The sequence below is a fragment of the Streptomyces sp. NPDC058464 genome (assembly GCF_042721035.1).
Lineage (GTDB): Bacteria > Actinomycetota > Actinomycetes > Streptomycetales > Streptomycetaceae > Streptomyces.
In genome coordinates this window covers 204525-227095 of sequence record NZ_JBHXMA010000006.1, presented here as the reverse complement: position 1 = coordinate 227095, position 22571 = coordinate 204525, and the positions used below count along the sequence as shown (strand labels likewise).

General features: G+C 71.1%; 22 protein-coding genes and 1 riboswitch. Of the genes, 5 read left to right on the top strand and 17 right to left on the bottom strand.

The window, feature by feature from the left end:
* Nucleotides 1-77: 77 nt before the first annotated feature.
* Nucleotides 78-347, top strand: a complete 270-nt coding sequence (locus ACFWPQ_RS11405; protein WP_384032255.1) for a hypothetical protein — start codon at nt 78-80, stop codon at nt 345-347.
* Here the strand turns inward: ACFWPQ_RS11405 and ACFWPQ_RS11400 are convergent.
* Nucleotides 310-1482, bottom strand: a complete 1173-nt coding sequence (locus ACFWPQ_RS11400; RefSeq protein WP_384032334.1) for an acyl-CoA dehydrogenase family protein — start codon at nt 1480-1482, stop codon at nt 310-312. The genes ACFWPQ_RS11405 and ACFWPQ_RS11400 overlap by 38 nt on opposite strands.
* A gap of 329 nt (nt 1483-1811) precedes the next feature.
* Here ACFWPQ_RS11400 and ACFWPQ_RS11395 point away from each other — a divergent pair, with 329 nt between their 5' ends.
* Complete coding sequence (locus ACFWPQ_RS11395) at nt 1812-3053, top strand: glycoside hydrolase family 18 protein (protein ID WP_384032253.1); 1242 nt, start codon at nt 1812-1814, stop codon at nt 3051-3053.
* 56 nt (nt 3054-3109) lie between these two features.
* Here ACFWPQ_RS11395 and ACFWPQ_RS11390 read toward each other — a convergent pair whose 3' ends face one another.
* The 5 genes from ACFWPQ_RS11390 to ACFWPQ_RS11370 all read right to left on the bottom strand — a co-directional run bounded on the left by ACFWPQ_RS11390 (nt 3110) and on the right by ACFWPQ_RS11370 (nt 8180).
* A complete protein-coding gene (locus tag ACFWPQ_RS11390) occupies nt 3110-3769 on the bottom strand; it encodes a TetR/AcrR family transcriptional regulator (RefSeq protein WP_384032251.1) in 660 nt (219 codons plus the stop codon).
* A 65-nt stretch (nt 3770-3834) separates the two neighbouring features.
* Entirely contained in the window at nt 3835-3975 is a 141-nt protein-coding gene (locus ACFWPQ_RS11385) for an SCO1431 family membrane protein (protein WP_308310962.1), read from the bottom strand.
* Nucleotides 3976-4071: 96 nt separating this feature from the next.
* Nucleotides 4072-5511, bottom strand: a complete 1440-nt coding sequence (locus tag ACFWPQ_RS11380) for a peptidase C39 family protein (RefSeq protein WP_384032249.1) — start codon at nt 5509-5511, stop codon at nt 4072-4074.
* Between the two features lie 184 nt (nt 5512-5695).
* On the bottom strand, nt 5696-7150 hold the full coding sequence (locus ACFWPQ_RS11375) for an amino acid permease (protein WP_384032332.1): 1455 nt from the start codon (nt 7148-7150) through the stop codon (nt 5696-5698).
* A 79-nt stretch (nt 7151-7229) separates the two neighbouring features.
* Nucleotides 7230-8180, bottom strand: a complete 951-nt coding sequence (locus tag ACFWPQ_RS11370; protein ID WP_384032330.1) for a hypothetical protein — start codon at nt 8178-8180, stop codon at nt 7230-7232.
* 244 nt (nt 8181-8424) lie between these two features.
* Here ACFWPQ_RS11370 and ACFWPQ_RS11365 point away from each other — a divergent pair, with 244 nt between their 5' ends.
* Nucleotides 8425-9045 (top strand): uridine kinase, encoded by a 621-nt coding sequence (locus ACFWPQ_RS11365; RefSeq protein ID WP_384032328.1) that lies wholly within the window; start codon nt 8425-8427, stop codon nt 9043-9045.
* Between the two features lie 429 nt (nt 9046-9474).
* Complete coding sequence (locus tag ACFWPQ_RS11360) at nt 9475-11337, top strand: AAA family ATPase (protein WP_384032247.1); 1863 nt, start codon at nt 9475-9477, stop codon at nt 11335-11337.
* Between the two features lie 120 nt (nt 11338-11457).
* Here ACFWPQ_RS11360 and ACFWPQ_RS11355 read toward each other — a convergent pair whose 3' ends face one another.
* The 10 genes from ACFWPQ_RS11355 to ACFWPQ_RS11310 form a co-directional block, all read right to left on the bottom strand.
* The gene (locus tag ACFWPQ_RS11355) at nt 11458-12546 is read right to left on the bottom strand and encodes a hemolysin family protein (protein WP_384032245.1); all 1089 of its coding nucleotides are present in this window, start codon (nt 12544-12546) and stop codon (nt 11458-11460) included.
* Entirely contained in the window at nt 12543-13871 is a 1329-nt protein-coding gene (locus ACFWPQ_RS11350; RefSeq protein WP_384032244.1) for a hemolysin family protein, read from the bottom strand. Before ACFWPQ_RS11350 ends, ACFWPQ_RS11355 begins: the two co-directional genes overlap by 4 nt.
* A gap of 256 nt (nt 13872-14127) precedes the next feature.
* The gene (locus tag ACFWPQ_RS11345; RefSeq protein ID WP_384032242.1) at nt 14128-14583 is read right to left on the bottom strand and encodes a PH domain-containing protein; all 456 of its coding nucleotides are present in this window, start codon (nt 14581-14583) and stop codon (nt 14128-14130) included.
* A 13-nt stretch (nt 14584-14596) separates the two neighbouring features.
* The gene (gene hisG / locus ACFWPQ_RS11340; RefSeq protein WP_384032240.1) at nt 14597-15445 is read right to left on the bottom strand and encodes an ATP phosphoribosyltransferase; all 849 of its coding nucleotides are present in this window, start codon (nt 15443-15445) and stop codon (nt 14597-14599) included.
* Nucleotides 15446-15505: 60 nt separating this feature from the next.
* Nucleotides 15506-15778 (bottom strand): phosphoribosyl-ATP diphosphatase, encoded by a 273-nt coding sequence (locus tag ACFWPQ_RS11335; RefSeq protein ID WP_030946750.1) that lies wholly within the window; start codon nt 15776-15778, stop codon nt 15506-15508.
* A 34-nt stretch (nt 15779-15812) separates the two neighbouring features.
* The gene (ribH, locus tag ACFWPQ_RS11330; protein ID WP_384032238.1) at nt 15813-16298 is read right to left on the bottom strand and encodes a 6,7-dimethyl-8-ribityllumazine synthase; all 486 of its coding nucleotides are present in this window, start codon (nt 16296-16298) and stop codon (nt 15813-15815) included.
* 52 nt (nt 16299-16350) lie between these two features.
* On the bottom strand, nt 16351-17643 hold the full coding sequence (locus ACFWPQ_RS11325; RefSeq protein WP_384032236.1) for a bifunctional 3,4-dihydroxy-2-butanone-4-phosphate synthase/GTP cyclohydrolase II: 1293 nt from the start codon (nt 17641-17643) through the stop codon (nt 16351-16353).
* Nucleotides 17640-18281 carry a nicotinamide riboside transporter PnuC gene (pnuC, locus tag ACFWPQ_RS11320; protein ID WP_384032234.1) on the bottom strand — a complete coding sequence of 214 codons (642 nt, stop codon included), beginning with the start codon at nt 18279-18281 and terminating at the stop codon, nt 17640-17642. Before pnuC ends, ACFWPQ_RS11325 begins: the two co-directional genes overlap by 4 nt.
* Nucleotides 18278-18883: a riboflavin synthase gene (locus ACFWPQ_RS11315; RefSeq protein ID WP_361299103.1), complete on the bottom strand. Its 606-nt coding sequence runs from the start codon at nt 18881-18883 to the stop codon at nt 18278-18280. The genes pnuC and ACFWPQ_RS11315 overlap by 4 nt, the downstream gene beginning before the upstream one ends.
* Before the next feature lie 156 nt (nt 18884-19039).
* Nucleotides 19040-19170: riboswitch (FMN riboswitch) on the bottom strand.
* Between the two features lie 249 nt (nt 19171-19419).
* Entirely contained in the window at nt 19420-20730 is a 1311-nt protein-coding gene (locus tag ACFWPQ_RS11310) for an ROK family transcriptional regulator (protein ID WP_384032233.1), read from the bottom strand.
* Between the two features lie 131 nt (nt 20731-20861).
* Here ACFWPQ_RS11310 and ACFWPQ_RS11305 point away from each other — a divergent pair, with 131 nt between their 5' ends.
* Complete coding sequence (locus ACFWPQ_RS11305) at nt 20862-22076, top strand: MFS transporter (RefSeq protein ID WP_384032232.1); 1215 nt, start codon at nt 20862-20864, stop codon at nt 22074-22076.
* On the opposite strand, the gene ACFWPQ_RS11300 is transcribed toward ACFWPQ_RS11305, so the two are convergent.
* Nucleotides 22036-22494, bottom strand: coding sequence for an acyl-CoA thioesterase (locus ACFWPQ_RS11300; protein WP_384032231.1), 459 nt, complete (start codon nt 22492-22494; stop codon nt 22036-22038). The genes ACFWPQ_RS11305 and ACFWPQ_RS11300 overlap by 41 nt on opposite strands.
* Between the last annotated feature and the right edge of the window lie 77 nt (nt 22495-22571).

Sequence of the window (22571 nt, the reverse complement as noted above, 5' to 3'; positions counted from 1 at the left end):
CGGGACCGGACGTCCACGAACTCACGCACGATTCGGGGGATCGGTGACCGGGGCGGCCGCCGCCGCGTTGGCCAGGCGTGACGACCACTTACACCGCCCTCGGCCGTCAGCGCCGGATCTTCGTGCCCCCGCCCGCCGCATCGCTGCCGCCGCCAGCGCCGCAGGACCCGCCCATCTACCGAGACCTGATGCGGACCTGGGCCGACCGGGGCCGCGCCCTGCCGGGCCGCCACGACCCGGAGTGGGTCAGGCTGGCGGCCCCGACGGTCACCCGCGGGCAGTTCAGCGAGCTCAGCGAGTTCACCGAGTTCAGCGACTTTCCGGCCCCGCCACATGACGGGCGATGACCATCCGCTGGATCTGGTTGGTGCCCTCCACGATCTGCAGGACCTTGGCCTCGCGCATGTAGCGCTCGACCGGGAAGTCCGCGGTGTAGCCGTAGCCGCCGAGTATCTGGACGGCGTCGGTGGTCACCTTCATCGCGGTGTCGGTGCAGTGCAGCTTGGCCATGGCGGCCTGCTTGGCGAACGGGCGGCCCGCGTCGCGCAGCCGGGCCGCCGCGAGGTAGAGGGCCCGGCCGGCCTCGATCTGGGTGGCCATGTCGGCGATCATGAAGCGCAGGCCCTGGAAGTCCGAGATCGGGTGGCCGAACTGCCGTCGCCCGGTGGCGTAGCCGACCGCCTCGTCCAGGGCCGCCTGGGCCACGCCGATGGCGCAGGCCGCGATGCCGAGCCGGCCGGAGTCCAGCGCCGAGAGGGCGATGGCGAAGCCCTGGCCCTCCTCGCCGAGGCGGCGCTCGTCGGAGACCCGGACGTCGTCGAAGTGGACCTGGGCGGTGGGCGAGCCCTTCATGCCCATCTTCTTCTCGGGCACCGCGCCGCTGAGGCCCTCGGCGTCGCCGGGGACCAGGAAGGCGGTGATCCCGTGTGAGCCCTCGGCGCCGGTGCGGGCCATGACCGTGTAGAAGTCGGCGATGCCGCCGTGCGTGATCCAGGCCTTGGTGCCGTTGATCACCCAGAAGTCGCCGTCCCGGACGGCCCTGGTGCGCAGCGAGGCCGCGTCCGAACCGGAGGCCGGCTCGGAGAGGCAGTAGGCGCCGAGCAGGCCGCCGCCGAGCATCGCGGGCAGGTGCTCGACCTGCTGCTGCTTGGTGCCGTAGGCGGCGAGCGCGTAGCTCGCGAGGGTGTGCACGCTCACGCCAAGGCCGATGGTGAGACGGGCCGCGGCCAGCTCCTCCAGGACCTGGAGGTAGACCTCGTAGGGCTGCTCGCCGCCGCCGTACTCGGCGTCGTAGGGCAGGCCGAGCAGGCCCGACTCGGAGAGCAGGGTGAAGACCTCGCGCGGGAAGCGCCCGGCGTCCTCCTCCTCGGCCGCCTTGGGCGCGATCTCACGCCGGGCGATCTCGCGGACCAGCGTGAGCAGGTCCCTCGCCTCGTCCGTCGGCAGTTGACGCTCCACCGGCTGCGGGTCGCGGTCGGACATGACGTCGGTCTCCTCCCTGTCGGGCGCGGCGGTCACGGCCCGTGGGATAGGAGCGGCGCCGCCTGTCGATCGAGTGCGGCCGAGGTCGGCGTTCCGGGTCTCGGAAGCTGCTGACCTGCGGCTGCGCAGTGAGTATGCCCGATCGGGGACCTCCCGTCACCAGTTAACGACCGCTTACTTCAGGAATGCCAGGACAACATTCGAAACCAGCGAAATTGGTCCGAACCATTGACCCGACTGGTCTAGTCCTCCTAAGGTTCATGACCAACGCTTTACCGCGTTCATGCCAATCGGCGCGCGTTCCCCTCTCCCCCAGGAGGAGACACCCGATGCACACCACTCACCGCTCCCGTTTCCGGGCGCTGCTCTCCGCGGCCTGTTGCGCCGTCCTCGGCGCCGGGCTGCTGGCCGGCGCGGGCACGGCGTCCGCAGCGGCCCCGTCCGCCCCGTCCGCTCCCCAGGTGCAGGCCGGCTCCAAGGTCGTCGGCTACTTCACGGAATGGGGTACCTACGACCGCAAGTACCTGGTCAAGAACGTCGAGACCTCCGGCTCCGCCGCGAAGCTCACCCACATCAACTACGCCTTCGGCAACGTCACCGGCGGCAAGTGCGCGATGGGCGACTCGTACGCGGCGACCGACCGGACCTACACCGCAGCCGAGTCCGTGGACGGCGTCGCGGACACCTGGGACCAGCCGCTGCGCGGCAACTTCAACCAGTTGCTGAAGCTCAAGAAGAAGCACCCGAACCTCAAGATCCTCTGGTCCTTCGGCGGCTGGACCTGGTCCAGCGGCTTCGGCGAGGCCGCCAAGAACCCCACCGCCTTCGCCCAGTCCTGCTACGACCTGGTGAAGAACTCCAAGTGGGCGGGTGTCTTCGACGGCATCGACATCGACTGGGAGTACCCGAACGCCTGCGGCAACACCTGCGACACCAGCGGCCGGGCCGCGTTCAAGAACGTGATGGCGGCCCTGCGCTCGAAGTTCGGGAGCAGCTCGCTGGTCACGGCCGCGATCACCGCCGACGCCACCAGCGGCGGCAAGATCGACGCGGCGGACTACGCGGGCGCGGCGCAGTACGTCGACTGGTACAACCCGATGACGTACGACTACTTCGGCGCCTGGGCCTCGACCGGCCCGACGGCACCGCACTCACCGCTGAACTCCTACTCGGGCATCCCGACGGCGAACTACTACACCTCGGCGACCATCGCCAAGCTCAGGGGCCTCGGCATCCCGGCGGCCAAGCTGCTGCTCGGCATCGGCTTCTACGGCCGCGGCTGGACCGGCGTCACCCAGGCGGCGCCCGGCGGCACGGCGACCGGCCCGGCGGCGGGGACGTACGAGCAGGGCATCGACGACTACAAGGTGCTCAAGACCAAGTGCCCGGCGACCGGCACGGTGGGCGGCACGGCGTACGCCAAGTGCGGCAGCGACTGGTGGAGTTACGACACCCCGGCGACCATCGCGACCAAGATGACCTACAAGAACCAGCAGGGCCTGGGCGGCACCTTCTTCTGGGAGCTGAGCGGCGACACCACGGGCGGTGAGCTGATCAAGGCCATCAACTAGCCCCCTCCACGGGGGACTTGGGGCGGGGGGACCACGAGCCCTCCGCCCCTTCCGCGTCAGGCGTCCCGGCGGGCCGGGGCCGGGGCGCGGTAGGACGGGTCCAGTTCCTCGATGGCGCGCAGGGTGCCGCCGAGCGTCTTGACCAGCAGCTCGCACAGGGTCTCGCGGGAGAGCACGGGCCGGTCGATCCAGTCGAGGGTGGCGCCCTCCACGCTGCACAGCCAGGCGAGCAGGCCGGTCCTGGCGAGCGGGGCGATGTCGGTACGGCCGTAGGCGCCCTCCGCGATGGTCGCGACGATCGCCTCGCGCACCCCGTCCCGGATGGCGTGCACCTCGGTGTCGAAGCCGACACCGCCGCTGACGATCGTGCGGTACGCGGCCTGGTGGTGCTCGGCGTAGCGCAGATAGCTGTCGATGGTGCGGTGGACGCGGTCCGCCTGGGGAAGCTCCAGGCCGCTCGCGGCATAGGTGACCAGGTCGGCGACGGAGTCCTGGATGATCGCCAGGTAGTAGCCGCGCTTGGACTGGAAGTAGTAGTAGATCAGCCCTTTGGCGACATGCGCCTGCCTGGCGATGTCGTCCATGGAGAGCGCGTCGTACGAGGTGTCGGCGAACAACTTCCGCCCGATGGCGATGAGTTCAGCACGACGAGCCACGGAACGCTCGGTGCCGCGCGCCCGGGGACGGGCGGCGGCACGCTGTTGACTGATATTCAAATTCGACCCTGGTCTCAACGGGCTGCGGGACATCCGCAGTATGTCAGGTCGGGTCGTGGGTCAGGTCACAGCAGACCGAGTTGGGTGACCAACATGGCGATGACCACGACAAGGGTCCAGCCCATGACGTGTTCCAGAACCTTCGGACCGTCGTCCTTGGGGCCGCCGGTACGGGCGCGGGCGGCGGTGGCGGAGTGCGTGGTCATGACGTCCACCATGCCACCGATTGCGGCTTTTGCGGTGGAGAGCTTGGTCACAGGTCAGCGGCCCCCGGGACGCCCGGAGGCCGCCGTCGCACCTGGTCAACGCACGCCGACCGCCTCGAGCGCCTTGAGCTGGGCCGGGGCCGGGGAGGCCGGGAAGTACAGGTAGCAGACGCCCCCGGTGCCGGAGACGACCTTGCCGCTGGCGTTGTACCGCTTGGTCCGCAGCCAGATGTTCTCGAACTCCCGCCGCTGGTAGACCCGCCGGACCGCGTCGTCGGTGGCCGAGAACGGGTCGTTGGCGATCACGTCGCCGTCCGCGGTGAAGCCGATCACGGTCATCAGGTGCCCGGAGGTGCCGTAGCCGGCACCCGTCAGCTCCGACGCGAGGAACGACTGTGACGTTATGGCCGGGATGCCGGCCGCGATCAGGGTCTCCAGGTCGGTGAGCGAGGCCAGTCGCGTTATCACGCCCTGGAGGTCCGGGTACGTCGACGCGTAGGCGGCGTTGAACGGCCAGTTGCCGCAGCCTCCGTACTGGTAGTCGTAGGTGTAGCGGGCCGCGTAGCAGACCTGGGGGTCGGTGTACGACGGGTCGACCCAGGCCAGCTGCGCGGCGGTCGGCCGGCCGCCCCAGTACTCGACGATCATCTGCGAGGAGGTGGGGCTGCACCAGGCCTCGCCGCCGTTGTCGTACTCGGGGTACTGGCCCTTGTGGATCTCCTGGGAGTAGCGCGGGACCTTGAGCTCCTGGGCCAGGCCCGGGGTGGAGGCGGGGACGGTGAAGCGGTCCGGGATGTCGGAGGCCATGGCGCCGAGCCGCCAGACGGTCGGGGTGAGCTTGGTGCCCGGCTTGCGGTAGAGGGTCAGGCGCAGCTGGTACGAGGTGAGGCGCAGGCCCGTGGTGGCGTCGTCGATCGAGAAGGTGTCGGTCCAGATGGTGCTCTTGCTGTCCGTCTGGCCGTCCACCGAGGTCCGCTTGATGTCCTGGTCGCCGGCCGCCCAGCGGCCCATCACGTACCAGGGGGTGTCGGTGCCGTCCGAGTAGGTGCCGTGCAGCTCGACCTTGATCCAGGTGCCGGCCGGGGTGTCCGCGTTCCAGGAGGCGATGGTCTCGGTGGCGGGGACGGCCGGCTGGTGCACCGGGCCGGTCCAGGTGGCGTACTCCCAGCTGGCGGTGGTGCCGGTGTGGGGGTCGGTGTAGGAGGTGGTGCCGGCCGGGGTGCCGATCACCACGCCGGGCCGGTCCCCGGCGACGGCGCCGACGCCCTTGGCGGTGCCGGTCTTCCAGTCGCTGTAGGTCGTCCAGGAGCGGTAGTCGACCGGGCGGGTCCCGTCCCGGCCGTGGCCGGGACGCCCGTGACCGGGACGGCCGTTCCCGGCCCTGCGGGTCTCGGTCCGGGCGGTCGCGTCGGCGTCGGTCTCCGGCGCGGCGACCGCGGGCACCGCGGGCACCACGCCCTGCGCGACGGTCGCCGCCGCGACGGAGGCGGCGGCTGCCAGAACGGTTCTGCGGGACGGCTGTTCGGCTCTGCTCATGGGCGGAGGACCCCCAGGTGTGCGCGTCACGGCTGATCCGGAGCAAGAGGCTGTGGGGCAACTATGGAGCAGGCGCCATGCCCCTGCCAGCACTTCCGCTCATGCCACGCCCACCAATATTGGTCTCGTCCACCGAAAGGGCCCCGGCGCGGTCGCCGGGGCCCTTTCCACGGTCCTCGTCGGCTCAGATGAGGTCCATGGCGGCGACCTCGTCGGGGCGGCCGTAGCTGACCGGGCCCTGGAAGCGGCGGCGGGCGGTGGCGAACCACCAGACCGTGGCCACGACCAGGACGGCGGCCAGCGCGATCGGCGCGTAGTTGAAGGAGTCGACGGTGATCGGCGAGGCCTGCGGCAGCATGAACAGGACACTGCTGAGCAGGATCCAGGTCACCGCCAGCCAGCCGACCGGCCTGCTCCAGCGGCCCAGGTTCCACGGCCCGGGCTGGAAGTCGTCGCCCAGCCGCAACCGCAGGAACACCGGCACGGCGTAGGCGAGGAACAGGCCGACGACGTTGACGCTGACGATCGCGGTGAACGCCGTGTGCGACCACCAGCCCGGCACCACCAGGGCGACCGAGCAGGCCACCGCGAGCCAGACGGCCTTGACGGGGGTCCGGGTGCGGGGCGAGACCGAGTGCCACAGCCGGGAGCCGGGCATGGCACCGTCCCGGGAGAAGGCGAAGATCTGCCGGGTGTTGCTGGTGAGGTTGGCGAGACCGCAGAAGAGCATGGCGCCGATGACGACGAGCAGCATCGCCTTGGCCCAGCCCATGCCGAGCCCGTCGATGAGGATCTGGACGGGCGGCGCGGAGGAGCTCGCCACCTTGGTGTAGTCGCCGATGCTGTACACCAGCGCGAGCATCAGGACGAGACCGGTGATCGCCGAATAGCCGATGGACCGGATGATCCCTCTGGGGGCGTTGACGGTCGCCTGGACGGTTTCCTCGGACATGTGGAAGCTGCCGTCGAAGCCGGTGAAGGTCCAGCTGGTGACCAGGAGCCCGAGCAGGCCGCCGTAAAGACCGTTGGTGAAGCCGGTGTTGTTCACGAAATGCGTCACGAAGGACGCGGACCGGTGGTGGTCCGGCATCACGATCAGTGTGCTCACGATCACCACGAGTCCGATCAGCAGCCACCAGACGGAAATCCGGTTCAGTACGGCGACGAGCTGCACGGTGTAGGTGTTGGCGAGTCCCTGGACGACGATGATCAGGGCCGTGATCAGGACCGTCTGGTGGGTGGTCGGCGTGTACGAGGGCCACTGCAGGGCGACGAAGGCCTGGATGAAGGTGGCGGCCGCGTAGCCGGTGGCCGCGGTGCCGCCGATCTGGCCCACGAAGTTCAGCCAGCCCGTGTACCAGGACCAGGCGCCCTTGTGCCGTTTGGCGAGTTTACCGGCGGAGAAATACAGGGCGCCGCTCGTCGGATAGGCGGAGGCGACTTCCGCCATGGCGGCGCCGATGCACAGCACCATCAGGCAGACGCCGATCCAGCCGAACACGAGAATGCGGGGACCGCCCGCGTTCATACCGAATCCGAAGGAGGAGAAAATACCGGAGAGGATATTGATGATGGTGAAGGAGATGGCGAAATTGTCGAAGGCCTGGAATCGGCGGGTGAGTTTCCGCGGATAACCCATCGCGTGCAGGGTCGCGTCGTCGTCGAGCGTGACGGGGTCCGCTGTGCGTTCTGACACGTGCCGGCCTTTCTCTGGGACTCTAGGAAGGGATGGGCAGGCCGCAGGCGCGGCGGGCCCGGGAGAGCTGGTCGGCCGGTTCGCCGAAGACACTCCAGGGCATGCGTGAGGCGTACGGCCCCATGGCCGTGAAGACCGCCCGGGCCTCGAACTCGCACCGGGCCATGACCAGCGCGTGCGCGAGGTAGGCCAGGTCGAGCACCGGGGTGAAGCGGTATCCGGGCACCGTGGGCAGCCAGTTGTGGTAGCTCGACAGGGCGGTGCTGCGCCACTGGGGCTGTTCCCAGACCCGCTCGGCGAGCAGCTGGGTGGGGTTGTGGCTCTCCACCAGCGCGACCAGCGGCAGCAGCCGCAGCGCCGAGCCGGCGGGGGCCCGCTGGGCGAGGAAGGCGGCGACGTCCCAGGCCGCGTTGACCGAGCCGCCGTACCGGGTGAAGAAGAAGGACAGGAAGCGGTGGTGGGCCTCGCGGTGCCAGGGGTCGAGGGCGAGGGTGTGCGCGAACAGCCGCCAGGGGCCGGGCGGGGAGGTCAGCAGGCCGCCGGGGGCGGGGTCGTGCGGGCGGTGCAGGCGGGCCATGGCCAGCTTGGCGGCCCAGGGCGTGGGGTCGGCGGGGTTCATGGCGCTGGCCCGGTCGCAGGCGGCGAGGGCGATCCGCTCCAGCGCCTCGGCGCGCTCGTCACGGGCGTCGGCCGCCCGGATCGCCCGCTGCACGGCCACCCGGGCCCACATCAGCGTGGACTCGGCACCCGGTTCCTCGGCCAGCCACCGTTCCACCAGGTCGGTGCCGGCCGCCTCGGAGGCGAGGACCAGGGAGCGGTGGGCCCGCAGGGGGAAGTCGGCACGCGTCTCGGCCAGCGCCTCACGGGCAGTCAGATATCTTCCGGCGCGCACGTCCACGCATACGCTCGCGAGCACACGGTCGTCGGCCGCCGGATGCCATACGTACTGCCCTTCGAATAACTCCGCGGCCATCTTCCCCTGCCCGTCCCCGTTCGACGCGTGCACGCTGAAGGCACCCTACTCAGGGCCGGGCGCACCGGAAACACGCGAGGTCGACATATCGGTCAGCCGGACGGAAATATCAATGCGCACGGCAAAGAACGGCCAGAAATTAGTTCAAGCCGCGACTTCCCGGGGCCGCAGACGCCCGCTATGCGCCGCACTACTAGAATGTTTCCGGAAAACACCCCACACCGCAGCACACCTGGGAACGGCCATTCACCACCTCGCCTCCGCACTCCGGGCCCTGCCGCCCTCCTGCGGCCCGGTCCGCCTCGTCGGCGTCGACGGGCACGCCGGATCCGGAAAGACCACGTTCGCCGGGCAGTTGGCCACCGCCCTGGGCGGGGCGCCGGTGCTGCACCTCGACGACATCGCCAGCCACGAGGAGCTGTTCGCCTGGACCGGCCGCCTGCTGGCCCAGGTGATCGAGCCGCTCGGCCGCGGCGGGACGGCGCACTACTCCCCCTACGACTGGCGCACCCGCCGTTTCGGCCCGCCCCGCGTGCTGCCGTCGGCCCCGGTGATCCTCGTGGAGGGCGTCGGCGCCGGCCGCCGGGCACTGCGCCCCTTCCTGGCGCGACTGCTGTGGATGGAGTTGCCGCACGAGGAGTCCTGGACGCGGGGCAGGACGCGGGACGGCGCGGAACAGCGGGACTTCTGGGTCGAGTGGGTCAGGGCGGAACGCGAACACTTTTCCGAGGACCCCTCAAGGCCGTACGCCGACCTTCTGGTGACACAGTCGCAGAAGGGATATCTGATGCTGCCGGGGCCGGTGAAGACAGTTGGACCGGACCAGGATGTCACCCACCGTGACGGGCCGTCCGCTGTGTGCTGAACTTGTGAAGACGTGCCTCCAAGAAGTTGCCCGAGTACCTCAACTCCGCTTGACCCGGGGGCCGTACAGGACTTACGTTCTGAATGAGCGGCCATCGAAGCCGCCCTGCAGACGCGAAGCCCCCGGTTGTTCCCCCGTGATCGGGGGCTTCGTTCTGCCCTTTACCCCTTTTGTGTGCGCCGCGTGCGCCCTTCCGCTCACCCTCGGTCACCGAGCCGTGTGCGCCCTTTCTGCCCCCACCTCGCCAAACGGCCTGTGCGGCACCCTTCGGCGGGCGGTGGAACCGCAGGTACGATGCCCTCGGTGCGACCTTCGAACGGCTGCTTCGCGCACCTGCAACTCCGGTCCGCGGCACAGCGGTTCGACCAACGGCGGCCATCGGGGGGAGCCCGGGGGCCAACCACGGGGGCACGGTTTGTGGGGGACGTGATGGATTTCGGCACGCAGGGCCCCGAGGCCCCGGCCGACCTCGCCTGGCTACGAGGCGTGGACGCCTACACGATGGGCGCCTATCCGCAGGCGGAGGAGGAGTTCCGCACCGCGGTGCGGATGGATCCCGGGATGGCCGACGGCTGGCTCGGGCTGCACGCGCTGCGCGTGGACACGACGACCGCGCTGCTGCGGATGTTCCGGCACCGGGACCGCTTCGGCGAACAGCGCGGCCGGCATCGCCGCACGCTGAACTCCTGGTACTGGCTGGGCTGGTGGGTGCAGCCGGTGCTGGAGAGCCCGCGCGACCTCCTCCTCGCCCACGCCTCGCACTGGCTGGACGGCCGGCACGTCCCGGAGCTCGACCGGGCCCTCGCCGGGCTCCCGCCGGTGGACGCCGACCCCCAGGTCCGCTTCCTGCACGCCTGCCGGGCCTACCTGGTCAAGGACTGGGAGCAGCTGGTACGGCACACCGACCCGCTCCTCGACGACCCCATGCTCGGCATCGAGGCGGGCCTGTTCGGCGGCATGGCCCGGGTCCGCCTCGAAATGTACGGCCAGGCCGAACCGCTGCTCTCCGCGGCGCTGATGCGCTGCCGCAGCGAACAGCCGCAGCGCAAGGAGCTGCGCTACTGGCTGGCGCGGGCGCACGAGGGCACCGGCCGCAGCGCCGCCGCGCTCCCCCTCTACCGGGCCGTGCACCGCGTCGACCCCGCCTTCATGGACACCTCCGCACGGCTGGCCGCGATAGCCGAGGGCGACGGGTACGACGACACGGCCGACTTCGCGGCGATCACCCTCACCGGCGCCGGGCAGGACGTCGTGGACGGGCCCGACCTGCTCGACCCGCTCTTCGGCACCGAGGGCCGGGACCTGCGGTTCGGGGAACCGGAGCCGCCGGCCGGGGCTATGCCGTCGGTGATCGACCCGGCGGTGCGCGAGAAGGTCGTGCCGTCGCCTCCGCTGCCGGCCGGGCCGACCGACCCCGCGTTACTCGAGGAGGCGCTCGCGGAGTTGGAGCGCATGGTCGGCCTCGAACCCGTGAAACGACAGGTCAAGGCGCTGTCCGCGCAGTTGAACATGGCCCGCCTGCGGGCCGGGCAGGGGCTGCCGGTGCAGCCGCCGAAACGCCACTTCGTCTTCTCCGGGCCGTCGGGCACCGGGAAGACCACCGTCGCCCGCATCCTCGGCCGGGTCTTCTACGCACTGGGCCTGCTCGGCGGGGACCACCTCGTGGAGGCACAGCGGGCCGACCTGGTCGGCGAGTACCTGGGCCAGACCGCCGTGAAGGCGAACGAACTCATCGACTCCGCGATCGGCGGGGTGCTCTTCGTCGACGAGGCCTACTCGCTCTCCAACTCCGGCTACGGCAAGGGGGACGCGTACGGAGACGAGGCGCTCCAGGTGCTGCTGAAGCGGGCCGAGGACAACCGGGACCACCTGGTGGTGATCCTGGCCGGCTATCCCGAGGGCATGGACCGCCTGCTGGCCGCCAACCCGGGGCTGTCCTCCCGCTTCACGACCCGCGTGGACTTTCCCTCCTACCGCCCCCTCGAACTGACCTCGATCGGCGAGGTGCTGGCCGCCGAGAACGGGGACGCGTGGGACGAGGAGGCACTGGATGAGCTCCGGTCGATCGCCGGTCACGTGGTGGACCAGGGCTGGATCGACGAGCTGGGCAACGGGCGGTTCCTGCGGACGCTGTACGAGAAGAGCTGCGCCTACCGGGATCTGCGGTTGTCCTCGTATCCGGGAGTGCTGTCGCGGAGCGACCTGGCGACGTTGCGGCTGCCGGACCTGATGCAGGCGTACGGAGAGGTGCTGTCGGGGAGGGGGCCACAGGATCCGGCGGCCGGGATGTAGGTGCCGCTGCGCCCACCCGTGCCGCCCTGCGGCACGCCTGCCCGCAGCTATGACGTGCCCCGTAAGGGGCGCGGGGAACTGCGCGACCAGCCCCCACGCGCCCGCAGGCGGACTACGACATCACCCGGCCATGACCTCCTCCGGCTCCCCGCTCCCCCGCGGCTCCGGCGCCCGCGGCACCGTCGGCTGTTCCCGGTGCGCCGGATCGCGGACCTCGCCGACGAGCAGCTCCAGGACGTCCTCCAGCGCCGCCAGCCCCAGCACCCGGCCGTTCGCGTCGGCCACCTGGGCAAGGTGGGTCGCCGCCCGCCGCATCACGGTCAGCGCGTCGTCGAGCGGCAGCTCGGCCCGTAGCGTCGTCATCGGACGCCATATCTGCTGCGGCACCGCGCGGTCGGAGTCCTCCAGGTCCAGGACGTCCTTCACATGGACGTAGCCCATGAAGGCGCCGGACTCGGCCGCGACCGGGAAGCGCGAGTAGCCGGTGCGGGCGGTGAGTTCGACGATCTGGCCCGGGGTGACCGACGGCGGGACCGTGATCAGGGACTCACGGCGCAGCAGCACGTCCGTCACCGGGCGGGAGCCCAGTTCCAGCGCGTCCTCCAAGCGCTCCCGCTCCTCGGGGTCGAGGAGCCCCGCCTGGCCGGAGTCCTCCAGGAGCCGGTTGAGCTGCTCGCTGGTGACGACGGCCTCGACCTCGTCCTTCGGTTCGACCCGGAACAGCTTGAGGATGCCCTGGGCGCAGGCGCCGAGCGCGACGGTGATCGGCCGGCACACGCGGGCGAAGGCGACCAGGCCGGGGCTCAGCCACAGCGCGGCCTTCTCCGGCGCCGCCATCGCGAGGTTCTTCGGCACCATCTCGCCGATGACCAGGTGGAAGAAGACGACCGCGGCGAGCGCGATCACGTAGCCCAGCGGGTGGATCATGCCGTCGGGCAGGTGGACCGCCTCGAACAGCGGCTCCAGCAGGTGGGCCACCGTCGGTTCGGCCACCGCGCCCAGGGTCAGCGAGCAGACGGTGATGCCGAACTGGGCCGCGGCCATCATCTGCGGGAGGCGCTCCAGGCCGTGGAGGACCTGGCGGGCCCGGGCCGTGCCGAGCGGTTCGATCTGGCTGCGGCGGACGGAGACGAGGGCGAACTCGGCGCCCACGAAGAAGCCGTTGGCCAGGACCAGCAGTGCGGCGAAGACCAGTTGGAGGACGCTCATCGGGCGGCCTCCGCGACGGCGGGGGCGGTGCGGACCAGGCGGACCCGTTCCGCCCGGTAGTGGCCGACCCTGCGGACCGACAGCCGCCAGCCGGGCAGCTCCGCCCGGTCGCCCGGCGCCGGGATGCGGCCGAGCAGGTCGGCGACCAGGCCGGCGACCGTCTCGTACGGGCCCTCGGGCACGTCGAGGCCTATCCGCTGGAGGATGTCGACCCGGACGCTGCCGTCGACGTCCCAGGCGGGCTTCCCGTCCTGGGCGGGGGCGGCGGCGAGTTCCGGGGCGTCCGGGCTGTCGTGCTCGTCGCGGACCTCGCCGACGAGCTCCTCGACGATGTCCTCCAGGGTGACCACGCCGGCCGTGCCGCCGTACTCGTCGACGACGACCGCGATGGGCTGCTCGGAGCGCAGCCGGGCGAGGAGCGGCTGGACCGGGAGGGTCTCGGGGACCAGCAGGGCCTTGCGGGCGATGCGGCCGACCGGGGTGCGCAGCCGGTCGTGGACCGAGACGGCCAGCGCGTCCTTGAGGTGGGCCATGCCGACGATCTCGTCGATCTTCTCCCGGTAGACCGGGAAGCGGGACAGTCCGGTGGCCCGGGTGAGGTTGACGACGTCCTCGGCGGTCGCCGTGTCCTGGAGCGCGCTGACCTTCACCCGGGGGGTCATGACGTGCTGGGCGGTCAGCTCGCCCAGGGACAGGGTGCGGACGAACAGGTCGGCCGTGTCCTGTTCCAGCGCGCCGGCCTGGGCGGAGTGCCGGGCCAGGGAGACCAGTTCGCCGGGGGTACGGGCGGAGGCCAGCTCCTCGGCGGGTTCGACGCCGAGGGCGCGGACCAGCCGGTTGGCGACCGTGTTCAGCGCGGCGATGACCGGGCGGAACAGGCGGGAGAAGCGGGCCTGCGGGCCGGCGACGACGCGCGCGACCTGGAGGGGCTTGGAGACCGCCCAGTTCTTGGGCACGAGTTCGCCGATCACCATCTGGATCGCCGAGGCGAGCAGCATGCCGACCACGACGGCGATGCCGGAGACGGCGCCGTCGGGGAGGCCGGTCGCGGTGAGCGGGCCGCGCAGCAGCTCGGCCAGTGCCGGTTCGGCGAGCATGCCGACGACCAGGGAGGTGATGGTGATGCCGAGCTGGGTGCCGGAGAGCTGGAAGGAGAGCTCCTTCAGCGATGCGACGACCGTACGGGCGCGCTTGTCGCCGTCGGCAGCGGCCTTCTCGGCCTCGGGCCGCTCCACGGTCACCAGACCGAACTCGGCGGCGACGAAGAAGCCGTTGGCGAGGATGAGCAGGAACGCGGCTGCCAGGAGCAGCAGGGGGGTGGTCATGATGCCGCCGCCTCCGAAGCCTCGCGGACTGCGGTAAGGCGGTCCGCGGTATGTCGGGAGGGGGCGGCGCAGGTACTACAGGACGATCCGTCCATCGCCGGAGAGGGTCACTCCTCGGGTAGCAGGAACCCCTGTGCGCCGGGCGCGCGACAGGGGCGGAGGCGGGACGTGAAAAGCCTCCGCCAACAGATTAATCAAGACAGGGGCCGCTGCGGCAGGGGCGACGGCCCGGAGACGGCCCCGAAGTTGCGTGATTTCAGCCCTGATGCTGTTCGGGGTCGTGGCTCGTGTGGGCCTCGGCGAGGGCGCGCAGGGCCTTGGCGTCGGCGATGGCGTGCTGCTTGGCGATGCCCGGCTGGATGCCGAGGGCGGGCAGGCTGGTGCCGTCGCTGAGGTTGAGGAACACCCACGGGTCACCCGGGCGGAGGTTCACCTGGAGGATCTCCGCCCATTCCAGGCGCCGTTTGCTGGCGATGTTCACGACGGTGACCCCGGACTCGTCGGCGACCACCTTCACCCGGGCCAGCTGGGCCAGCACCCAGAAGATCAGCGCGCCGGTGACGACGAAGCTGAGCTTCTCCCCCGGGCCGAGCTGTTCGAGGAGCAGGGCGACCCCGGATATGGTGACGAAGATCGCGACGCCTGCGGTGAGCAGGATCACGCGGGTGAGGCCCGGCCGGAAGGTGACGGGCAGCGAAGGAAGCTCGGACATCTCGCGCGGGACCTCAGAGACGGCAGGCGTGGATGGCCGTGGTCAGGATGGCGCGGGCGCCGATGTCGTACAGGTCGTCCATGATCCGCTGGGCGTCCTTGGTGGGGACCATGGCGCGGACGGCGACCCAGCCCTCGTTGTGCAGCGGGGAGACGGTCGGCGACTCCAGGCCGGGGGTGAGGGCGACGGCCTTCTCCAGCTGCTCGACGCGGCAGTCGTAGTCCATCATCACGTAGGTCCGGGCGACCAGGACGCCCTGGAGGCGGCGCAGGAACTGCTGGACCTTGGGCTCCTCGGCGTCGGCGCCGGTGCGCCGGACGACGATCGCCTCGGACTTCATGATCGGCTCGCCGAAGACCTCCAGGCCGGCGTTGCGCAGGCTGGTGCCGGTCTCGACGACGTCGGCGATGACCTCGGCGACGCCCAGCTCGATGGCGGTCTCCACGGCGCCGTCCAGGTGGACGACGGAGGCGTCGACGCCGCCGTCGGCGAGGTGCTTGGCGACGATCCCCTCGTAGGAGGTGGCGACCGTCTTGCCCTTCAGGTCCGCCAGGCCGGTCGCCTCGCCGGGCTTGGAGGCGAAGCGGAAGGTGGAGCGGGCGAAGCCGAGCGGCAGGATCTCCTCGGCGTTGGCGCCGGAGTCGACGAGCAGGTCACGTCCGGTGATGCCGATGTCGAGGCGGCCGGAGGAGACGTAGATCGCGATGTCGCGGGGGCGGAGGTAGAAGAACTCGACGTCGTTGACCGGGTCGACGATGCGGAGTTCCTTGGACTCCCGCCGCTGCCGGTAGCCGGCCTCATGCAGCATGTCCGCCGCAGGGCCGGAGAGGGAACCCTTGTTGGGGACGGCGATGCGCAGCATGAGGTCGGCTTCCTTCGCTTCGAAAGGGGTTCGAAAAGGGGGGGTGTCTGAAAGGGGTTCTTACAGGTGGGCGTAGACGTCGTCCAGCGAGATGCCGCGGGCGACCATCATCACCTGGACGTGGTAGAGCAGCTGCGAGATCTCCTCGGCGGCCGCTTCCTTGCCCTCGTACTCGGCGGCCATCCAGACCTCGGCGGCCTCCTCGACGACCTTCTTGCCGATGGCATGGACCCCCTTGCCGACCAGTTCGGCGGTGCGGGAGGTGGCGGGGTCGCCGTGGGCGGCCTTGTGCTGGAGCTCGGTGAAGAGCTCCTCGAAAGTCTTGTTGGACATGGTGAGCGCCAGACTACGCCAATTGCCGCGTCGCTCAGTGCCAGGGTTCAGATACTGAGCGGAGGGTGGCGGCCGTGGCGACCGCCGCCGTCACCGCCTCGTGGCCCTTGTCCTCGTTGGAGCCGGCGAGGCCCGCCCGGTCCAGGGCCGACTCCTCGTCGTCGCAGGTGAGCACGCCGAAGCCGACCGGGACGCCGGTCTCCACGGAGACCTGGATGAGGCCCTGGGTGACGCCCTGGCACACGTACTCGAAGTGCGGGGTGCCGCCGCGGATGACGACACCGAGGGCGACGATCGCGTCGTAGCCGCGTCCGGCGAGGACCTTGGCGGTGACCGGGAGCTCCCAGCTGCCGGGGACCCGGAGCAGGGTCGGCTCGTCGATCCCCAGGTCGCGCAGGGCGCGCAGGGCGCCGTCCACCAGTCCGTCCATCACCTTCTCGTGCCACTGGGACGCGATGACGGCGACCCGCAGGTCGCTGACATTGCGTACGGACAGTTCAGGTGCACCCTTGCCGCTCACGTCTCTCCTCAGTGCTGTTTCTCTACCGGTGGCCGCAGGTGGCCACGGTCTCCTACTGGTTGGCGCAGGTGGACATCGCGGGGGGCGTGTCCAGCCAGGGCAGGTCGTGGCCCATCCGGTCCCGCTTGGTGCGCAGGTAGCGGAGGTTGTGTTCGCCCGCCTGTACGGGCATCGGCTCGCGCCCGCTGATCTTGAGCCCGTGGTTCAGCAGCGCGTCGCTCTTGTCCGGGTTGTTGGTCATCAGCCGGACGCTGCGCACCCCGAGGTCGGTCAGGATCTGGGCGCCGGCGCCGTAGTCGCGGGCGTCGGCGGGCAGGCCGAGTTCGAGGTTGGCGTCGAGGGTGTCGCGGCCGCGCTCCTGGAGTTCGTACGCGCGCAGCTTGGACAGCAGCCCGATGCCCCGCCCCTCGTGGCCGCGCAGGTAGACGACGATGCCCCGGCCCTCGTCCTGGATGCGGTCCAGGGCGGCGTCGAGCTGGGGGCCGCAGTCGCAGCGGGCGGAGCCGAAGACGTCCCCGGTGAGGCACTCGGAGTGGACCCGGACCAGGACGTCCTCGCCGTCGCCGATGTCGCCGTGGACGAGGGCGACGTGCTCGACGCCGTCGGTGGTGGAGCGGTACCCGAACGCGGTGAAGGTGCCGTGCTTGGTGGGCAGGTTGACCTCGGCCTCGCGGCGGACGGTCGGCTCGGCGGCACGCCGGAAGGTGACCAGGTCCGCGATGGAGATGATCGTCAGGCCGTGCTTGCGGGCGAACGGGATCAGCTCCGGGAGGCGGAGCATCCGGCCGTCCTCACCGGCGATCTCGACGATGGCGCCGGCCGGGCGCAGACCCGCGAGGCGGGCCAGGTCGACGGCGGCCTCGGTGTGGCCGTCGCGGACCAGGACACCGCCGGGCCGGGCGCGCAGCGGGAAGACATGGCCGGGGCGGACCAGGTCCGTCGGCTCGGCCCGGCCGCTCGCCAGCAGCCGGAGCGTGGTGGCGCGGTCGGCGGCCGAGATGCCGGTGGTGACGCCGTGCGCGGCGGAGGCGTCCACGGAGACGGTGAACGCGGTCTTCATCGACTCGGTGTTGTCGCCGACCATCTGCGGCAGTTCGAGCCGGTCCAGTTCCTCGCCCTCCATGGGGGCGCAGATCAGGCCACGGCACTCGCTCATCATGAAGGCGACGATCTCGGGGGTGATCTTCTCGGCGGCGATGACGAGGTCGCCCTCGTTCTCGCGGTCCTCGTCGTCGACGACCACGATCGGCCGGCCGGCCGCGATGTCGGCGATGGCCTGCTCGACCGGGTCGAGCGTGAGGTCCTCGACGCCGTCGGTGCTGTACAGGATCGGTGCCGCGGTCATGCGGGTGCTCCTTCCAGAGCGGGCCGCGTGCCCTGGCGGGAGCGCAGCCACCAGTCGCGCAGGCCCCACAGGACGAGCGCGCCGTAGATGACGTAGACGAAGCCGGAGAAGGCGTAGCCGTTGGTGAAGTTGAGGGGGACGCCGACCACGTCGACCAGGAGCCAGGCGATCCAGAACTCGACCATGCCGCGGGCCTGGGCGTACATGGCGACGACGGTGCCGACGAAGATGTAGGCGTCCGGCCAGGGGTCCCAGGACAGGGACGGGTAGGCCTTGAAGAGCAGGGCGACGGCGACGGTGCCGGCGGCCGCGGCGGCGACCATCGCGCCGCGCTCCCGCCAGGTGGCGAAGCGCGGGACGATGTGGCCGTCGCCGGACTCGCCCTTGTTGCGGTTCCACTGCCACCAGCCGTACAGGGCGACCACCATGACGACGACCTGCTTGCCCGCACTGCCGGCGAGGTGGCCGTAGAAGGCGATGAACAGGACCAGGCCGGAGAGGAACTGCACCGGCCAGGTGAGCAGCGAGCGGCGCCAGCCGAGGGCGAGGGTGATCAGGCCGAGGATGTTGCCGATCATGTCGGACCAGATGATGTGCTGGCCGAGGAGGGTGAAGGCCTCGGAGTTCAGCCAGTTCACCGGCCCGCTCCCTGCGTGTTCGCGAGCAGGCGCTCCACGTACTTGGCGACGATGTCGACCTCGAGGTTGACCGGGTCGCCGGGCTGCTTGCGGCCGAGCGTGGTCAGGTCGAGGGTGGTGGGGATGAGGCTGACGGTGAAGTAGTCGGGGCCGGCCTCGACGACGGTGAGGCTGATGCCGTCGACCGTGATCGAGCCCTTCTCGACGACGTACCGCGCGAGGTCGGCCGGGAGCGAGACCTTGACGATCTCCCAGTTCTCGGAGGGCGTGCGCGCCAGCACCTGACCGGTGCCGTCGACATGGCCCTGCACGATGTGGCCGCCGAGGCGGGAGCCGACCGCGGTGGGCCGCTCGAGGTTGACGCGGGAGCCGACGTCCAGGGCACCGAGGGAGGAACGCTTGAGGGTCTCCGCCATGACGTCGGCGGTGAACTCGTCGCCCTCGTGCTCCACGACGGTCAGACAGACGCCGTTCACGGCGATGGAGTCGCCGTGCTGCGCGCCCTCGGTCACTACGGGGCCACGGAGCCGGAAACGGGAGGCGTCGCCGAGGTTCTCGACGGCGGTGACCTCACCCAGCTCTTCGACGATTCCGGTGAACACTTCCCGGGTCCTCCTGCCTCAATAGGGCACGGACTCCGGGGCCTGTCGACGGACGACAGAATGTACGGACAGGCACATCGGGGGCGACGCCGACAAGGCCCCGTCCGCGAGGGACGAGACCAGATACGGCGGCGCGCACACGTACATGCTCGCCCGCCGCGCACTGCCTCCCATCCGGACTTTAACCGTCGGTCCAGGAATTTCACCTGGTCAACCGGCCGCTGGAAGCGGACGGGTCGCGGACTGTAACCGCCGGTTCGGACTTTCACCGACCCCGGAGTGCGCTGCTTCTGGTACACCGCCAGTGTGCCACGCCTGATCGTGGTCCATACAGGGGAACCGTGTGGGGTGCCTCACAGCCCGCGCCGCTGGACTTCCCAGCCGGAGCTCCGTGTGCACAACTGACGCCCGGACCAGGACTCTTGACTTTGAGTCACACCTATTGACCCTACTGGTCTAGTCCTTTTAGGGTTCGAGCGGACCCGGTGGCGGTGACGACGGCCCTTGCCCGTCGCCGGGCCCGCCCAGCGCGGGCGTCAGCGGTCCGGTGCCGCGAAGAGTTCGTCCTGGGCGCGCTCGCGGGCGGTGAGCAGGGCGCCGCGCAGGACGGCCGCGCCGCCCAGGGTGCCGGCGCGCACCTCGGTGGCCAGCGGGGACATGCGGCGGAGCCGCTCCTCGACCCGGGTGGCGAGGGCCGCTCCGCCGGCGGGGCCGATCTCGCCGCCGAGGACGACGCAGCCGGGGTCCAGGATGGCGACGACGGCGGCCACGCCGACTGCGATGCGGTCGGCCAGGGCGTCGAGAAAACGGGCGGCGCGCTCCGCGGGAGGTGCCGGGTTCGGTCGAGGGTCGAGTGCAGCGCCGTCGTGGCTGGTCGCGCCCACGCGGTGGAGCCGCATATCGATACGGCCCGCGCCCCTTCGGGGCGCGATCGGGTCGCCGCCGACCGTCAGGCGGACCACCTCCTCGACCACACGGTCGGCCGACAGGCCCCCCGCCCCCACTCCGTACTCGCGCGCCAGTTCCACGATCGCCGCCGCTCCCACCAGTGAGTGGTAACCCCCGGAGCAGTCCGTCGCCGTGGGCAGGCCGGTCGTGCCCGGCACCGGCAGGAAGCCGATCTCGCCGGTGCCGCCGGACGCGCCCCGGCGCAGGGTGCCGTCCAGGACGACGGCGGCGCCGCAGCCGTCCGCCAGCCAGAGCAGGACGAAGGTGTCGCGGTCCCGGGCGGCGCCCTCCCGCTGCTCGGCGAGGGCGGCCAGATTGGTCTCGTTCTCGACACTGACCCGGGCCTGCGGGAAGCGTTCCTGGAGGGCGGCGACCAGCCGGCGGTGCCAGGTGGGCAGGCCGGCCGAGTCGCGGAGTTCGCCGGTGGCCGGATCGATGAGCCCGGGCGCCCCGATGCCCACGGTGTGCAGCTGCCCCCCGTCCCCTGACGCCCCCGCCTCCTTGGCCGCGCGCTCCACCAGCTCCACCGCCTGCTCGACGGCCGCCGTCTCCCCCTCCTCCGGGGCGACCGGCACCGACCCCTCCGCCAGCACCCGCCCCACCAGGTCGGAGACCAGCACGGAGACGCTGTCGGTGCGCACGTCGAGGGCGGCCAGATACGCGCGGTCGGCGACGATGCCGTACAGCCGGGCGTTCGGCCCCCGGCGCTGCTCGCCCGACTCGCCGACCACCGTGATCAGGCCGGACACGGTGAGCCGTTCGACGAGGTCGGCGACGGTCGGCCGGGACAGCCCGGTCAGCTGCTTCAACTGCCCTGCCGTCAGCGGGCCTTCCTGCTGGAGCAGGCTCAGCGCGAGCCGGTCGTTGATGGCCCGGGCGGTGCTCGGTGATGCGGGCATGACGGGCATCCTCCCAGATCCGTACCGGCCGGGACGGCCAGTTGACTCTCTATCTATCAGGCAGGGTCCCTGATAGTTTACGGCGGACAGCGGGGGAAGCGGGGCGGCACCCACCGGGGAGGGGCAGGACGATGAAAGACGTGGCTTACGGGCAGCACGGGGTGAAGCGCGCGCGGTACGCGGTCGCGGCCGTGTTCACCGTGCACGGTGCCGTCACCGGCTCGTTCGCGACCCGGGTGCCATGGGTCCAGGACCATGCCTCGCTCAGCGCCGGGCAGTTGGGCTTCGCGCTCGCGTTCACCGCGTTCGGCGCCTCGTGCTCGATGCCGCTGGCCGGCCGGATCAGCCACCGCTTCGGCAGCCGTACGGCGCTGCGCGGGCTGATCGCGATGTGGACGCTGTCGCTCATCCTGCCGTCGCTCGCCACGAACCTGTACCTGCTGTGCCTGGCGATGTTCGTGTACGGCGCGAGCGCCGGTATGGCGGACGTGGTGATGAACGCGCTCGGCGTGGAGATCGAGCGGCTGCTCGACAGGTCGATCATGTCGGGGCTGCACGGCATGTGGAGCGCGGGCACCCTGGTCGGCTCGGCGGCGGGCACCCTCGCCGCGCACCTGGGCACGGACGCGCGCGTGCACTTCGCCCTGGCGGCGGCCGTCCTCACCGCGCTCGGCGTCCTGGCGGCCGGCTTCGTCCTGGACGTGCGGGCCGGCGAGGACGAGGAGCCGCCGCCGCGGTTCACGCTGCCGCCCCGGTCGGCGCTGCTGATCGGCACGGTGGGCTTCTGCGCGGTGTTCGCGGAGGGGGCGAGCCTGGACTGGTCCGCGGTGTTCCTGCGGGACCGGATGGACAGTTCGGCCGGGCTCGCGGCGGCCACCACCACCGGGTTCATGCTGGCCATGGCGGTGGCTCGGATCGGCGGGGACGCGGTGGTGAACCGTTTCGGAGCGGTCCGTACCGTGCGCGCCGGGGGTGTGCTGGCCGCCTGCGGCGGGCTGCTGGTGGTCCTCGCCGGGCAGCCGGCGGTGGCGATGACCGGGTTCGCGCTGATGGGCCTCGGCATCGCGGTCGTCGTACCGCTGTGCTTCGCGGCGGCCGGACACGCCGGGCCGAACCCGAGTCAGGCGATCGCGGGCGTGGCGACGATCACCTACACTTCGGGCCTGATCGCGCCCAGCCTGATCGGGGGGATCGCCCAGGCGACCAGTCTGGTGGTGTCGTTCTGCGTGGTCACGGCGCTGGCACTGGGGCTGGTGGTGTTCGCGGGCGTGCTGCGCGCCGGGACCCGGGGGGTGCGCGCCGAGGTCAGTCCGCAGGCCGCAGCAGTTCCCGACCCACGGTCCTGAACGTCTCGCTCCAGGGCGCGGGACGCAGGGTGGCCGGGTCCAGCCGGACGAGGACCCGGGTGCCCTGCGCGTAGGTGGTCGCGCCGTCCGGCGAGCAGAAGCGGAAGCCGTAGGTCAGGCCGGTGGTGCCGAGCCGCTCCAGCCAGAGGTGGACGGCGTAGGTGCCCGACCTGGTGACCGGCGCCTGGTAGCTGATCAGCAGTTCCTTGACCACGTTGCAGGCGTCTCCGGCGGTGGCCCAGTCGCCGTCGAAGCGGACGCCGTGCTCCTGCCAGAACTCGGTCCAGGCACGCTCCACCAGCAGCGGGTAGCGGGCGTTGTGCAGCATCCCGAGCGCGTCGAGGTCGTCGAAGTGGACGCTGACCGGCAGCAGCCGGCCGTAGGAGAGGGCGGGGGCGGGCAGGGCTTCGGCGGTCACGGGTGGGGCTCCTGAGCACTGGACGAAGCGGTGGGGACACTCCATCCTAAGCGGACGCTCAGGAGCCCCGGCCGGAG

Bases quoted from the DNA above. Each gene is read 5' to 3' on its own strand.
- ACFWPQ_RS11345 (WP_384032242.1), bottom strand. From the start codon at position 14,583: ATGTCCGAGCTTCCTTCGCTGCCCGTCACCTTCCGGCCGGGCCTCACC.
- ACFWPQ_RS11355 (WP_384032245.1), bottom strand. From the start codon at position 12,546: ATGAGCGTCCTCCAACTGGTCTTCGCCGCACTGCTGGTCCTGGCCAAC.
- ACFWPQ_RS11375 (WP_384032332.1), bottom strand. From the start codon at position 7,150: ATGGGTTATCCGCGGAAACTCACCCGCCGATTCCAGGCCTTCGACAAT.
- ACFWPQ_RS11385 (WP_308310962.1), bottom strand. From the start codon at position 3,975: ATGACCACGCACTCCGCCACCGCCGCCCGCGCCCGTACCGGCGGCCCC.
- ACFWPQ_RS11400 (WP_384032334.1), bottom strand. From the start codon at position 1,482: ATGTCCGACCGCGACCCGCAGCCGGTGGAGCGTCAACTGCCGACGGAC.
- ACFWPQ_RS11310 (WP_384032233.1), bottom strand. From the start codon at position 20,730: ATGCCCGCATCACCGAGCACCGCCCGGGCCATCAACGACCGGCTCGCG.
- ACFWPQ_RS11325 (WP_384032236.1), bottom strand. From the start codon at position 17,643: ATGACCGCGGCACCGATCCTGTACAGCACCGACGGCGTCGAGGACCTC.
- ACFWPQ_RS11370 (WP_384032330.1), bottom strand. From the start codon at position 8,180: ATGGCCGCGGAGTTATTCGAAGGGCAGTACGTATGGCATCCGGCGGCC.
- ACFWPQ_RS11350 (WP_384032244.1), bottom strand. From the start codon at position 13,871: ATGACCACCCCCCTGCTGCTCCTGGCAGCCGCGTTCCTGCTCATCCTC.
- ACFWPQ_RS11360 (WP_384032247.1), top strand. From the start codon at position 9,475: ATGGATTTCGGCACGCAGGGCCCCGAGGCCCCGGCCGACCTCGCCTGG.
- ACFWPQ_RS11380 (WP_384032249.1), bottom strand. From the start codon at position 5,511: ATGAGCAGAGCCGAACAGCCGTCCCGCAGAACCGTTCTGGCAGCCGCC.
- ACFWPQ_RS11395 (WP_384032253.1), top strand. From the start codon at position 1,812: ATGCACACCACTCACCGCTCCCGTTTCCGGGCGCTGCTCTCCGCGGCC.
- ACFWPQ_RS11335 (WP_030946750.1), bottom strand. From the start codon at position 15,778: ATGTCCAACAAGACTTTCGAGGAGCTCTTCACCGAGCTCCAGCACAAG.
- ACFWPQ_RS11305 (WP_384032232.1), top strand. From the start codon at position 20,862: ATGAAAGACGTGGCTTACGGGCAGCACGGGGTGAAGCGCGCGCGGTAC.
- hisG (WP_384032240.1), bottom strand. From the start codon at position 15,445: ATGCTGCGCATCGCCGTCCCCAACAAGGGTTCCCTCTCCGGCCCTGCG.